At 71.2% G+C, this 13,333-nt stretch carries 13 protein-coding genes; 7 read left to right on the forward strand and 6 right to left on the reverse strand.

The window, feature by feature from the left end:
* The first annotated feature begins 172 nt into the window (after window positions 1-172).
* Together ACZ56L_RS05730 and ACZ56L_RS05735 are read left to right on the forward strand one after the other, a co-directional pair.
* Complete coding sequence (locus ACZ56L_RS05730) at window positions 173-1,555, forward strand: metallophosphoesterase (protein ID WP_471061984.1); 1,383 nt, start codon at window positions 173-175, stop codon at window positions 1,553-1,555.
* Between the two features lie 182 nt (window positions 1,556-1,737).
* A complete protein-coding gene (locus ACZ56L_RS05735) occupies window positions 1,738-2,553 on the forward strand; it encodes a hypothetical protein (protein WP_345220815.1) in 816 nt (271 codons plus the stop codon).
* 60 nt (window positions 2,554-2,613) lie between these two features.
* Here the strand turns inward: ACZ56L_RS05735 and thiC are convergent, their stop codons facing one another.
* Window positions 2,614-4,380, reverse strand: a complete 1,767-nt coding sequence (gene thiC / locus ACZ56L_RS05740; protein WP_468690929.1) for a phosphomethylpyrimidine synthase ThiC — start codon at window positions 4,378-4,380, stop codon at window positions 2,614-2,616.
* Between the two features lie 209 nt (window positions 4,381-4,589).
* Here thiC and ACZ56L_RS05745 point away from each other — a divergent pair, with 209 nt between their 5' ends.
* Window positions 4,590-5,957, forward strand: a complete 1,368-nt coding sequence (locus tag ACZ56L_RS05745; protein WP_471061990.1) for a YibE/F family protein — start codon at window positions 4,590-4,592, stop codon at window positions 5,955-5,957.
* 12 nt (window positions 5,958-5,969) lie between these two features.
* Here ACZ56L_RS05745 and ACZ56L_RS05750 read toward each other — a convergent pair whose 3' ends face one another.
* The 4 genes from ACZ56L_RS05750 to ACZ56L_RS05765 all read right to left on the reverse strand — a co-directional run bounded on the left by ACZ56L_RS05750 (window position 5,970) and on the right by ACZ56L_RS05765 (window position 8,432).
* The gene (locus ACZ56L_RS05750; protein WP_345220823.1) at window positions 5,970-6,404 is read right to left on the reverse strand and encodes an SsgA family sporulation/cell division regulator; all 435 of its coding nucleotides are present in this window, start codon (window positions 6,402-6,404) and stop codon (window positions 5,970-5,972) included.
* Between the two features lie 99 nt (window positions 6,405-6,503).
* Window positions 6,504-7,241 carry an IclR family transcriptional regulator gene (locus tag ACZ56L_RS05755; RefSeq protein WP_468691029.1) on the reverse strand — a complete coding sequence of 246 codons (738 nt, stop codon included), beginning with the start codon at window positions 7,239-7,241 and terminating at the stop codon, window positions 6,504-6,506.
* Between the two features lie 377 nt (window positions 7,242-7,618).
* On the reverse strand, window positions 7,619-7,846 hold the full coding sequence (locus tag ACZ56L_RS05760; RefSeq protein ID WP_345220825.1) for a DUF5326 family protein: 228 nt from the start codon (window positions 7,844-7,846) through the stop codon (window positions 7,619-7,621).
* Window positions 7,847-8,114: 268 nt separating this feature from the next.
* The gene (locus ACZ56L_RS05765; protein ID WP_345220827.1) at window positions 8,115-8,432 is read right to left on the reverse strand and encodes a cupin domain-containing protein; all 318 of its coding nucleotides are present in this window, start codon (window positions 8,430-8,432) and stop codon (window positions 8,115-8,117) included.
* A 68-nt stretch (window positions 8,433-8,500) separates the two neighbouring features.
* Here ACZ56L_RS05765 and ACZ56L_RS05770 point away from each other — a divergent pair, with 68 nt between their 5' ends.
* The 4 genes from ACZ56L_RS05770 to ACZ56L_RS05785 all read left to right on the forward strand — a co-directional run bounded on the left by ACZ56L_RS05770 (window position 8,501) and on the right by ACZ56L_RS05785 (window position 11,794).
* Window positions 8,501-8,881: a phage holin family protein gene (locus ACZ56L_RS05770; RefSeq protein WP_345220830.1), complete on the forward strand. Its 381-nt coding sequence runs from the start codon at window positions 8,501-8,503 to the stop codon at window positions 8,879-8,881.
* 11 nt (window positions 8,882-8,892) lie between these two features.
* On the forward strand, window positions 8,893-10,041 hold the full coding sequence (locus tag ACZ56L_RS05775; RefSeq protein ID WP_401755239.1) for a cystathionine gamma-lyase: 1,149 nt from the start codon (window positions 8,893-8,895) through the stop codon (window positions 10,039-10,041).
* A gap of 318 nt (window positions 10,042-10,359) precedes the next feature.
* The gene (locus tag ACZ56L_RS05780) at window positions 10,360-11,256 is read left to right on the forward strand and encodes a LysR family transcriptional regulator (protein WP_345220834.1); all 897 of its coding nucleotides are present in this window, start codon (window positions 10,360-10,362) and stop codon (window positions 11,254-11,256) included.
* A 58-nt stretch (window positions 11,257-11,314) separates the two neighbouring features.
* Entirely contained in the window at window positions 11,315-11,794 is a 480-nt protein-coding gene (locus ACZ56L_RS05785) for an NUDIX domain-containing protein (protein ID WP_471061997.1), read from the forward strand.
* On the opposite strand, the gene ACZ56L_RS05790 is transcribed toward ACZ56L_RS05785, so the two are convergent.
* The gene (locus ACZ56L_RS05790) at window positions 11,791-13,272 is read right to left on the reverse strand and encodes a globin domain-containing protein (RefSeq protein WP_471062000.1); all 1,482 of its coding nucleotides are present in this window, start codon (window positions 13,270-13,272) and stop codon (window positions 11,791-11,793) included. The genes ACZ56L_RS05785 and ACZ56L_RS05790 overlap by 4 nt on opposite strands.
* Window positions 13,273-13,333: the final 61 nt, after the last annotated feature.

A 13,333-nucleotide genomic window follows, 5' to 3' on the forward strand; every position in this document is an offset into this window, starting at 1 on the left:
TCCGCAATCCGGACGAAACCACTGGTGAACCACGGGTGTACCCGGATTCACCACCCCTGGTGCCTCACACAGCGCGGGACGCATTCCTATGATGGGCGCACGACACAGCGGACCACCCGAGACCAGGTGGGACCCCAAGGTGTACGGCGGTGCGACGGTGGTGGAGGGGTCAATGACTCAGGGGGCCGGTCAGGGACCCGCGGTGCGTACGGCTACGTTGCGGGACTTCCGGGTGCCTCCCTATGCGCAGGCCCCCGTCGCGGCGTACGACGCGGAGCAGACGCACGGGGGAGAGCCGGTGCGCGCGGAAGAGCCGGTGCATCCGGGAGGGCCCGTGCACGCGGGAGAGCCCGTGCACGTGGGTGAGCAGAGGCGTCCGGAAGAGCCGGTGCACCCGGGGGAGCAGCCGCACACGGGGCGCCCGTACGTCGTCGCGCAGGAGCCGTACGACCTCGCCGAGGAGCCGTACGACGTGTCCAACGAGCCGTACACCCCCACGCCGCAGCCGTACGACCTCGCCAAGGAGCCCTACGCCCCCGCACCTGACCCCTACGTCTCGGCGCACGACGGGTACGACCCCGAGCCCCCCTTCGACGAGGGCGACGAGCCCGAGGGCTACACCCCCACCCAGCGCGACCTCCCGGTGATCACCCGGGACGACCGCGGCCCCGGCGACACGCTGCGCGTCCCGCGGCCGGACTTCGCCGCCCGGAGCGAGGGCGAGGGCCCCGGCCCGCTGTTCGTCGTCGGCGACGTGCACGGCTACCTGGTGGAGCTGCTGGACGCCCTGCACGAGCAGGGCCTGATCGACGGCGAGGGCCACTGGTCGGCCGGCAACGCGCGCCTGTGGTTCCTCGGCGACTTCACCGACCGCGGCCCCGACGGCATCGGCGTCATCGACCTGGTGATGCGGCTGTCCGCCGAAGCGGCGGCGGCCGGCGGCTACTGCAAGGCCCTCATGGGCAACCACGAACTCCTGCTCCTCGGCGCCCGCCGCTTCGGCGACACCCCCGTCAACTCCGGCGCCGGCACCGCCACCTTCCAGGCGGCCTGGCTGCTCAACGGCGGCCAGAAGCACGACATGGAGCGCCTCCAGGACGTACACCTGCACTGGATGGCACGCCTGGACGCCGTCGCCCTGGAGGACGGGCACCTGCTGACGCACTCCGACACCACCGCCTACCTCGACTACGGCAGCACCATCGAGGACGTCAACGACACCGTGCACGACATCCTCAACCGCAATGACGCCGACGAGTGCTGGGACGTCTTCCGCAAATTCACCAAGCGCTTCGCGTTCCGTGACGAAGGCGGCTCCGACGCCGTGCGGGAATTGCTCGCCGCATATGGCGGTGAGCGCATCGTGCACGGTCACAGCCCCATCCCGTACCTTCTCGGCGAGGTCGGGGGCGAGGACCCCTCGGACGGAGAGGGCAGCTCGGGACCGCTCGTGGAGGGTCCGCACGTCTACGCCGACTCGCTCGCGATCGCCATGGACGGCGGCGTGACCATGGCCGGAAAGCTGCTGGTGGTCCAACTGCCGCTGAATGACTGAGCGTCACGTGTTCATACGCACGCCAATCGAACACAAACCCGGCGCCGGGTCAATTTCCGCAAACCCCCTGTCACCCCGTGCCGTAACGGCTCTACCATCGGGTTATCCGTAGCAGGCTCTCCTCCGTTTCCGCCCAACCGCCCCACCGAAGCGGGCAACCCGGCCCTACGGAGCATCGGGGGATGCACATGAACAGCGCTCCGCACCTGCTGGCCGAGGACCGCCCGGAGTTCGAGCGGACCCTCGACGAAGCACTGCGCACCGCGCGCGAACGCCCAGAACTGGCCGCCGGGAACGGGCGGCTGAACAATGATCAGCTCCGCACCGCCGCCCTCAACGCGAGGGAGATCATCAACGGTCACGCTCTCGCCGAGTACGACCACTACGTGAAGGTGCGGGGCGAGCTGCGCGCGCCGGCCCTGCCCACCACGCTGCTCGCGCCCGGGGTCGGCGAGCACGCCGAGACGACCGGTGCCGGGGCGATCGCCGTGGTCGCCGTGCTGACCCCCGTGCTGGCCGGGATCGCCGCCGTGGTGCTGCTGCTCGTGGGCTTCTCGCTGCGGATGCTGACCCCGCCGCCCGCGATCGCCGACGCCCTGCTGACCGCCGGCTGGGTCTTTACGGCGCTGGCCGCGGCGGGCCTGCTGGGAGCGGCGGTGGGTCTGCTGTTCACCGCGCTGCGCAACGGCTCGACCGCCTTCCGGGCGAGTCACCGGGACGCGAGCGCGGAGGAGGTCGACCGGGCCAGGGACGCCTGGACGGAAGCCCTCATGGAGCGGGGCATCGTCCCGTTCCTCCGCGAGGCCCTCGCCGACGCGCCCGAACCGGACTCCTCCGCTCCGGGGCCGCCCCGGCAGACCGGCCGCATCCCGGGGCTCGGATACTCCCGGCCGGACTTCAGCAGCCCCGGCGAGAACGGCCACAAGACCCGTCCCAGCTACTCCAGCCCGGACTTCTCCAGCCCCGACTTCGGCGGCCCGGACCACACACCGGAGTGACCGGTGCGGCCCGGAGCCGCCGCTTCCGTTACGCCGTGCCCCCGTCGGCCACGCCGCGCCTCAGTCGGCGATCGGCAGGTAGACCCGGTTGCCCGCCGCCGCGAACTCGGCGGACTTCTCCGCCATGCCCGCCTCGATCTCCTCGGCGGTCCCCCCGTGCTCCCTCCTGATGTCCTGGCTGATCTTCATCGAGCAGAACTTCGGCCCGCACATGGAGCAGAAGTGCGCCGTCTTCGCGGGTTCCGCCGGGAGCGTCTCGTCGTGGAACTCCCGGGCCGTGTCCGGGTCGAGGGCCAGGTTGAACTGGTCCTCCCACCGGAACTCGAACCGCGCGTCACTGAGCGCGTCGTCCCACTCCTGCGCCCCCGGGTGGCCCTTGGCGAGGTCCGCCGCGTGGGCGGCGATCTTGTACGTGATGACGCCGGTCTTCACGTCGTCCCGGTTGGGCAGCCCCAGGTGCTCCTTGGGCGTCACGTAGCAGAGCATCGCGGTGCCCCACCAGGCGATCATCGCGGCGCCGATGCCGGAGGTGATGTGGTCGTAGGCGGGCGCCACATCGGTCGTCAGCGGGCCGAGCGTGTAGAACGGCGCCTCCTCGCAGATCTCCTGCTGGAGGTCGATGTTCTCCTTGATCTTGTGCATCGGGACGTGCCCCGGGCCCTCGATCATGGTCTGTACGTGGAAACGCTTTGCGGTCTTGTTGAGTTCCCCGAGCGTCCTCAACTCCGCGAACTGCGCCTCGTCGTTGGCGTCCGCGATCGACCCCGGCCGCAGACCGTCGCCCAGCGAGTACGTCACGTCGTACGCGGCGAGGATCTCGCAGAGCTCCTCGAAGTGCTCGTAGAGGAACGATTCCCGGTGGTGCGCCAGGCACCAGGCCGCCATGATCGACCCGCCGCGCGAGACGATGCCGGTCTTGCGGCGCGCGGTCAGCGGCACGTAGGCCAGGCGCACGCCCGCGTGGACGGTCATGTAGTCCACGCCCTGCTCGGCCTGCTCGATGACCGTGTCCTTGTAGACCTCCCAGGACAGCTCCTCGGCGCGGCCGTCGACCTTCTCCAGCGCCTGGTAGAGCGGCACGGTGCCGATCGGCACGGGCGCGTTGCGCAGGATCCACTCGCGGGTGGTGTGGATGTTGCGGCCGGTGGACAGGTCCATGACCGTGTCGGCGCCCCACTGCGTCGCCCAGGTCATCTTGTCCACCTCCTCCTCGATCGAGGAAGTGACCGCGGAGTTGCCGATGTTGGCGTTGACCTTCACCAGGAACCGCTTGCCGATGATCATCGGCTCGATCTCCGGGTGGTTCACATTCGCCGGGAGCACCGCGCGGCCCGCCGCGATCTCCTCCCGTACGACCTCGGGGGAGACGTTCTCCCGGATCGCGACGTACTCCATCTCCGGCGTGATCTCCCCGCGCCGTGCGTACGCCAACTGCGTGACGGCCCGGCCCTCGCGGCCCCGGCGGGGCTGCCGGGGCCGGCCGGGGAAGACCGCGTCGAGGTTCTTCAGGCCCCCGCGCGGCGACGTGTGCCTGATGCCGTCGTCCTCGGGGCGGACCGGACGGCCCGCGTACTCCTCGGTGTCGCCGCGCCCGATGATCCAGTTCTCGCGCAGCGGGGCCAGGCCGCGCCGTACGTCCGTCTCGACGGTCGGGTCGGTGTACGGGCCGGACGTGTCGTACAACGTCACGTCCTTCCCATTGGTCAGGTGCACCTGACGGACCGGCACCCGCAGGTCCGGCCGCGATCCCTCGACGTACCCCTTGTGCCAGCCGGGCGTGCGCCCGTCCTGGTCCGAGGCAGGCGTGCGTGCATCCATCGTGGTCATGAGACCTACTCCCTACGCCGGCATTACCCGGTAACAGGTTCGGCGGTCGACGCAGCCGTTTCCGTGCATACGTATGCGTATGCGTACGGAGGTCAGCGCCCTCTCAGCCCGGTGCTCCGAGCTCCCGCGTGTGCAAAGGTGCCCCCACGCTAGCGCCATGCCGGGCGCGCTGAACAGAGGGCCCCTGTCGTTCTTGCGATGATCGCCTCGTGACCCCATCACAGCCCTCCCCCCAGCCGACGCCCCCCCAGCAGCCTCCCGCCGCAGGTCATGGGCACGGACACAGCCACGGCCACGGCCCGGTCGCGCCGGTGTCCAAGCACCTGCGCAAGGTGATCGCGGCCGTCCTGATCCCCTTCGCGACCGCCGTCCTCGTGGGACTGGCGATCCTGTGGCCGGGCGGCGCACCCGCCCACGAGCGCACCGGAGTCGGCTTCGACCGCCAGAGCGAACAGGGCAGGGTCGTCGCCGTCGACACCATCGACTGCAAGGACGCCAATGTCGCCCCGCAGCAGGCGGCGCCGGGCGAGCGGACGACGCCGCCGGGCAGCGGTCCCGCCACCGAGTGCAAGAAGGCCACCGTCGAGGTGACCACCGGCGCCGACAAGGGCCGTACCTTCACCGAGATCGTCCAGCCGGAATCCTCCCGGCAGTTGAAGCAGGATCAGGAGGTCGTCGTCGCGTACGCCCCGAACGCGCCCCGCGACCTCCAGTACTCGGTGACCGACGTGAACCGGAAGCTTCCGCTCGCCCTGCTCGCCGGGATCTTCGCCGTCGCGGTGGTCGTGGTCGGCCGGCTGAAGGGCGTGATGGCGCTGATCGCGCTGGTGGCGTCGTTCGCGGTGCTGACCCTGTTCATCCTCCCGGCCATCCTCCAGGGGTCGAATCCGCTGGTCGTGGCGGTGGTCGGGGCGAGCGCGATCATGCTGATCGCGCTGTACGCCTGCCACGGCCTGAACGCGCGCACCTCCGTCGCGGTGCTCGGCACGCTGATCTCGCTGCTGCTGATCGGGCTGCTGGGCTCGCTGTTCATCGGCTGGGCGTTCCTGTCCGGCAACATCGACGACAGCACCGGCCTCATCCACAGCCTCTATCCGTCGATCGACATGAGCGGCCTGCTGCTCGCCGGCGTCATCATCGGTTCGCTCGGCGTCCTGGACGACGTGACGGTCACCCAGACCTCCGCCGTCTGGGAACTGCACCAGGCCGACCCGACGATGGGCCCGCGCGCGCTGTACCGGGCGGCCATCCGCATCGGCCGCGACCACATCGCGTCCGTCGTGAACACCCTGGTGCTCGCCTACGCGGGCGCCGCGCTGCCGCTGCTGCTGCTGTTCTCCATCGCCCAGTCCAGCGTCGGCACGGTGGCCAACAGCGAGCTGGTCGCGGAGGAGATCGTGCGCACCCTGGTCGGTTCCATCGGCCTGGTGGCCTCGGTGCCGGTGACCACCGCGCTCGCGGCGCTGGTGGTCTCCGCGGACCGCTCGGGCACCGGAGCCGGTACGGGTTCCGGCTCGGTCACGGCGCCGGACGCGCGGCCGGTACGACGCGGACGCGGCCGGCGCCGCAAGAGCTGACGCGGGCCGGGGTCACCCCGCGTTCTCCTCCGCGAGGATGCGGCCGAGCTCGTCCTCCAGGCACCCGGCATAGTTACTCTGCGTGTGCTCCTGGCCGAGGGGGACCAGCTTGTCGGTGCGGTCGAGGAAGGCGACCAGGGGCGCCGCGCTCGCCCGGAACAGCGCCCGGTCGCCACCGACCTGGAGCCGGATGTGGACGTCCGCGAGTTCGTCCGGATCGGACGGCGAGATGTGCACATCCCCCTCGCCGCAGGGTTCATTGATCCCGTCGACCAGCAGCTCACGCCCAAAAGCCCAGGTCACAGGGGAATCACCGGGCAGGTGGAAGGTCAGGCGGATCGCGTACGGGTCCTTCGCCTCGTACATCAGCTCCACCGGAATGCGAAAGGAGAGCTCCTCGGAGACGAGGAAGCTCATCATGACCTCTGCCTGAACCGACTCGCGCATAGCCAACCCTGCCGTAGATGAAAGTGGCCGGAACGATCCCTTCCGGACCTCTTGACGCCATCGTGCTTGAAGCACTAACAGATCACAAGGAGTGAGTTTTCAGATACTGATAGAGAACATGAGCGAACGGATCACCCCACCGAGTTCAGCGCGCATCTGTTCGACAGCGGGTCTCAGCCGATGTTCCTGATCGAGTGGGAGCGAGATCGCCAGCGCGGCCGCCGTCGGCCCGATCGTGACCGGGATCGCCGCGCACGCCGTGCCGATCACGTACTCCTGGCGCTCGACCACCGTCTGCATCCGCTCGACCGCCGACAGCCTCTCCAGCAGGGCGGACGCGTCGCGCACGGTGTACGGGGTGAGGGGTTCGACGGGGTGGCGGTCGAGGTGGTCGAGGCGGGTTCGGGTGTCCACCTGGGAGAGCAGGCACTGGCCGATCGCGTGCGCGTGCGCCGTCTCGCGGAGGTCGGCCCATTCCTCGACGGCCGGGTGTTCGATGCTCTCGGCGAGGGCCGTCAGTTCGACTTCACCCTCGCGGTAGACGGCGAAATACACCGCGACCCCGAGCGTGTCGCGCCAGCGCTCCATCGTCCCGGTGACGACCTCGCGCCGGTCCTGCCCCGCCGCCCCCCGCCCGAGCCGCCCGACGGCCGGTCCGAGCACAAAAACACCCTGCTCACGACGGAGGTATCCCTCGTGGGTCAGGGTGCGCAGCAGGTGGTAGGCGGTGGGCAGCGGAAGCCCGGCCTCGCGGGCGAGCTGCTTGGCGGGGGCGCCGCCGGGGTGGTCGCTGACCGCCTCCAGCAGGCGCAGGGCGCGCTGGACCGAGCCGATCAGGGTGGGGGCGGATGCCGGACCGCCGGGCACGGGTCCACCTGCCGGGGAACCGCCGGGCTCGGGTCTTCCGGGCGCGGGTCTTCCGGAAGCGGGCGCCGGTGGGGTGCGGGGGCGGGGGGCGGCCGGCACGGTCGCGGTGATCGGTGCGGGCGGGGCGGTCGGTCGGGCCGTGGGCTGGGCCGTGGCCATGGGTCACTCCCGGGGTCCCGAGGGGCGGTGCGGCCGCCGGGGAGCGGGAGTCCCGGGTGACGGCAGCGGTTTTTCACCCTAACTGCCAAGCCCGGGGGCTCAGTTGTTTTCACGTGTCAGATTCCCCCCGGCGGGCTAACGCCCGCACGGGTTGCCTGACGGCGGCCACGGTCCCGCCGCGCGCGGCGTCACCAGCCCTTGGAGGAACCGCCGGACGAGGAGGACGACTTGAAGCGCCGTACGACGTAGATCAGACCGCCGACCAGCGCGACCAGGACCAGCAGCTTGAACAGCAGCCCGATCAGCGTGCCGATCGCGGTGAGGATCGCACCGCCGAACACGAGGAGGACGAGGGCGGGGATCGCGACCCACTTCACCCAGCCCGGCAGACCTTCGAATACTTCTCGTGCAGCCATCTTCGTGCCTCTCCCTAGGTCCGGAATCTGCCCGGCTCTGCGATGTTTTCCTGCTTTCGATGCTAGGCGCGGAAGCACGTCCAACGGGGCCGGGCAGCCCTTGAAGACCCCTGATCCGCCCCCTAGGGAACCCGGGGTGTTTCACGTGAAACATTTCGGGGGCCGGCCCACGGAAGCGGCTCAGCCCTTCGGCGGAGCTCAGGTCTCCGGGGGAGCTCAGCCCTCCGGTGGGGACAGCCCTCCGGAGGGGACAGCTCTCCAGTGGGGTTCAGCCCTCCGGCGGGGAGAAGACCACCAGCACCCGCAGGTCCTCCGAGATGTGGTGGAACTTGTGCGCCACCCCGGCCGGCACGTAGACCACGCTGCCCCGCGCCACCTGCGTCGTCTCCATGCCGACGGTGACCGCCGCGCGGCCGCTCACCACGAAGTAGATCTCGTCCTCGTTGTGCGGCTGCTGCGGGTCCGTCGCGCCCGCGTCGAGCGCGTACAAACCGGCCGACATGTTCCGTTCCTTGAGGAACTGCAGATACGCGCCGTCGTTCGCGGCGCGCTCCGCCTCCAGATCGTCCAGTCGGAATGCCTTCATGCCTGCTCGCTCCTCGCCGCGTACCGCCGTACTGGGTATGACCGATCACGTCTGCCACGATCGGGCACATGATGAATTTTGCAGTAAAGACGATCGCCAACGCGGTCGCCCTCTGGGTGGCCGTGTGGCTCGTCCAGGACATCACGCTCACCGGCGACAGCACCGGCCGCAGAATCGGCACGCTCGTCGTGGTGGCCCTGCTCTTCGGGCTGGTGAACTTCCTGGTCAAGCCGGTGGTGAAGCTCCTCTCCTTCCCGCTGTTCGTCCTCACGCTGGGTCTGTTCACCCTGGTCGTGAACGCTCTGATGCTGCTGCTCACCTCGTGGCTGGCCGACACGTTCGACCTCGCCTTCCACGTCGAGGGCTTCTGGACCGCCGTGCTCGGCGCGCTCATCATCAGCGTCGTGTCCTGGGCCCTGAACATGATCCTCCCCGACGGAAGGGACTGACCTCCATGCCGATGTCCGACGAAGACGGCGACGGCACCCGGTCCGTGCGGGCCGGGCTGCCCGAACCCGTCGCCTACGAGCCGACCCTGCCGGGACCGGTGTTCGCCGCCCACTTCCACCTGCCGGGCGAACCCACGGGCCCGTACACCTACGGCCGCGACGAGAACCCCACCTGGACCCATCTGGAACGGGCGATCGGAGAGCTGGAGGACCCGGGCGGCGCCGCCCACACGGTGGTCTTCGCCTCCGGCATGGCCGCGATCTCGGCGGTGCTGCTCTCCCAGGCGAAGGCGGGCGACGCCGTCGTGCTGCCCGACGACGGCTACCAGGCGCTCCCCCTGGTCCGCGAGCAACTGGAGGCGTACGGGGTCGAGGTGCGTACCGCGCCCACCGCCGACGAGGCGCAGATCGTCCACCTCACCGGCGCGAGACTGCTGTGGATCGAGTCGCCGTCCAACCCGGGCCTCGACGTCTGCGACATCCGCCTCCTCGCCGACGCCGCCCACGAGGCCGGCGCCCTGGTCGCCGTCGACAACACCCTCGCCACCCCGCTCGGACAGCGCCCGCTCGACCTGGGCGCCGACTTCTCGGTGGCCAGCGGCACCAAGGGGCTCACCGGCCACGGTGACCTGCTGCTCGGCTACGTGACCTGCCGCGACGCCGAACTGGCGGCGAGGGTGCGCCGCTGGCGCAAGGTCGTCGGGGCGATTCCCGGGCCGATGGAGGCCTGGCTCGCCCACCGCTCGCTGGCCACACTGCAACTGCGCGCCGACCGGCAGGGCGCGAGTGCCCTGCTGCTCGCGACGGCCCTGCGCGGGCACCCGTACGTCAGCGGCCTGCGTCACCCGGGTCTGCCCGAGGACCCCGCACACCCGGTGGCGGCGCGGCAGATGCAGCGGTTCGGCTGCGTGGTGTCGTTCACGCTGCCGGACCGGGAGTTCGCGGAGAAGTTCCTGGGCGCGCTGCGGCTGGTGGACGACGCGACGAGTTTCGGCGGCGTGCGGTCCACCGCCGAGCGGCGCGGGCGGTGGGGCGGCGACGCGGTGCCGGAGGGCTTCATCCGGCTCTCGGTGGGCGCGGAGGACGCGGACGACCTGCTCGTCGACATCCTGCGGGCGCTGGAGGCGGCGGGCGGCCCGCTGGACGGACCGGTCGGCTGACGGTCTCCGAGCGCTCGATGCGGCACGCATGTACGTAGCGCTGGGTAGCCGCCCGGCGTAGGACGGGCGGTCCGAACCTCCCCCCTCGTGGCTCGGACCGCCCCGGTTCTGCGCGCGAAGAACCGCCTGCACAAGGCTAGTTGACTCTGCGTCAGTGTCCAATCACGCTAGCGACAGCGACCTATCGACATATTTATACTGCGTCTTCGGGCACACCGGCGGGGACCGGACCACGGGACCTGGACAGCGGTACGGGGCCGGGCGCACTCCGGCCTCCGCGACCGCCGTCCCGGTACCGCGCGACGCGGAAGGCATGACATGGACCTGGCCCTGCTGCGCACCTTCGTCACCGTCCACCGGGCGGGCTCCTTCACCCGGGCCGCCGCCCTGCTCGGCCTCTCCCAGCCCGCCGTCACGGGCCAGATACGCACGCTGGAGCGGCAGTTGGGCCGTCCCCTGTTCCTGCGCCGGGCCCGCGGCGTCACCCCCACCGCCATCGGCGACGAACTCGCCCACCGGGCCGCCCCGCACCTCGACGCCCTGGTCGAGATCACCGAGACCGGCCTCGACGACCAGTCCGGTGTACGCACCCTGCATCTGGCCGGGCCGCCCGAGTTCACCTCGCTGCGCGCCCTGCCCGCGCTCGCTCCGCTCACCGCCCAGGGACTGGCGCTGCGGGCCGCCTTCGGCAGTTCCGAGGAGACCCTGGAAGGGCTCGCCGCCGGTCACCACGACCTGGCGCTCACCACCGACCGGCCGCGTGGCGGGCTGCTGACCGCCACCGCCCTGTGCGACGAGGAACACGTCCTGGTCGCCGCACCCCGCTGGGCCAAGCACCTCACCCCGGAACTCCTCGCCGACAAGGGCGCCGTCGTCCTGGAGAACCTCCCCGTGGTCGAGGTCCACGAGAGCCTGCCGCTGGTCACCCGGTACTGGGCCGCCGTCTTCGACACCCCGCCCGCGTCCGCGGGCACCGTCGTCGCCCCGGACCTGCGCGCCGTCCTGACCGCCACCAGCGCCGGCGCGGGTCTGGCCGTACTGCCCCGCTACCTGTGCGCGGACGCGCTCGCCCGCGGCGACGTGGTGGCGCTGCACGAGCCCGCGGTGCCGCCCCTGCGCACCTATTTCCTCGCGGTGCGCACCGGCACGCTCGCCCAGCCCCATCTCGCGCGGGCGCACGAATGGCTGCTGCGCGCTGCCGGAGACTGGTGCTGAGCGGGAGCCGAGGGGGGCCCGAAGTTTCGACCGGCCCCGCGCGGGCCACGTTATTGCCATGACCGAACGTCCCGTGGTCAAGCGCACCGCCCGCGCCGTCCTCCTCGACGGCGACCACCTCGTCCTCATCAAGCGCACCAAGCCCGGCGTCGACCCGTACTGGGTGACCCCCGGCGGAGGAGTCGAGCCGACGGACGCCACCGTCGTCGACGCCCTGCACCGGGAGGTGGACGAGGAACTCGGGGCGAAGATCAGCGACGTGGTCCCCTGCTTCGTCGACACCGTCGAGCACATCGCGGGCAACGCCGGCGCGGGCGTGAAGGTGCAGCACTTCTTCGTCTGCCGCCTGGAGTCCATAGACCCGGCGCTGCGGCACGGCCCGGAGGTCGACGAGCCGCTCGGCGAGTACGAGATCGTGCGGGTGCCTTTCAGCCGGGTCGGCATCGCGGCCGTGCATCTCGTACCGCTGTCCCTGCGGCACTACCTGGACGGCAACATCGAGGGCGTACGGGCACTGCTCGCCCCCGACCTGGGCTAGCCGACCGCTGCGACGAGCTCCTCCACCGCGTCGTGCCGTATGCGGCTGCCCGGGATGCCGACCGTCCTGAGCGCGTCGAGTCCGCTGCGGATCATGCCGGGCGGCCCCGACAGGTAGGCGTCGTACGCGTTCCAGGGCCCGAACTTGCGCACCGCGTCGGGGAACTGGGACCGGTCGTCGACCACCGGGCGCACCGACAGCCAGGAGTGCGACTCCGCCAGGCGCAGCATGGTGTCGATGTCGTACAGGTCGAAGTCGGTGCGCGCCCCGTAGAACACCTCGACCGGCCGCCGCTCCCCGTGCTCCGCGACGTCCTCGACGAGTGCCTTGATGGGGGCGATGCCGGTGCCGCCGCCGATGCAGAGCAGCCCGTTGTCGGTGGTGTGGTCGACGGTCATGGAACCGGAGGGCGGGCCGAGCCGCAGGACGTCGCCGGGGCGGGCCCGGTGCACCAGCGCGTTCGACACCCAGCCCGCCGGGACGGCCTTCACGTGCAGGGTGAGCAGCCCGTCCGGGCGCGGGGCCGCCGCGAAGGAGTAGTGCCGCCAGACCCGCGGCCACCACGGCGTCTCCAGGCTGGTGTACTGCCCGGCCAGGAACGGGTACGGCTGGTCGGGGCGGAGCGTGATCACGGCGATGTCGGGGGTGCGCAGGTCGTGCGCGACGACCTCGGCGTGCCACCAGGGCGGCGAGGTCAGTTCGCTCTCCGCCGCCGCGTCGATCATGATCTGCGAGACCTTCGTGTACGTCCGCACCCAGGCGGCCTCGGTCTCCGCGTCCCACACCGCCGCCGCGTACCGGGTCAGCGCCCCGATCAGGGCCTCGCCGACAGCCGGGTAGTGCGCGGCCCGCGTGCCGTACTTGCGGTGCCCGGAGCCGAGGTGGCGCAGGTACTGGCCGAGCACCTCGGGGGTGTCCATGTGGTCGGCGGCGGTCAGCAGCGCCTTGAACAGCCGGTCGCGCTGGGTGTCCATGGCCGGCGGGAACATCGGCCGCAGGTCGGGGTGCCGGACGAACAGCAGCGCGTAGAAGTACGAGGTGGCCCGGTCCGCCACCGGCTCGATCTCGGCCAGCGTCCTGCGCACCCGAAGGGCGTCCGGGGAGGGCTGGTGGCCCTCGGGGGCGGCGAAGGGCCGGGGCGGGGTGCTCCCGAAGAGGAGTGCGGCAGCCGTCGGCGCGGGGTCCGCGGCCGGCGACTCGAGGGCCGACGGGGCGGCGTCGGCGGCCCGTCGTGGTCCGTCCGCCGGGTCCGTGTCGGCGGCCTGCGGCGCGGCCGCCGTCGGGGCGGGGCCGGTGGCCGGTGGTTCGGTCGCCTCCGCGGGTTCAGCAGTGGCCGTGGCACCGGGCGCGGGGACGAACCACCCGCTGCTCCTGTCGCCGTCCGGGCCTCTTCCGGCTCCCTCTCCACCGGCCTCGGCTATGCGGTTCTGCCTGGCCGCGGCGGTGTTCCCGGTCGGTGTCGCTGTCGGAGCGTCCATTCTGTGCCTCGCCTCGAACGTCATGTGGTCGCGCTTCTCCCTCAGTGAGAGCTCTGTGAGA

The sequence above is a fragment of the Streptomyces sp. NPDC039736 genome, assembly GCF_055596485.1.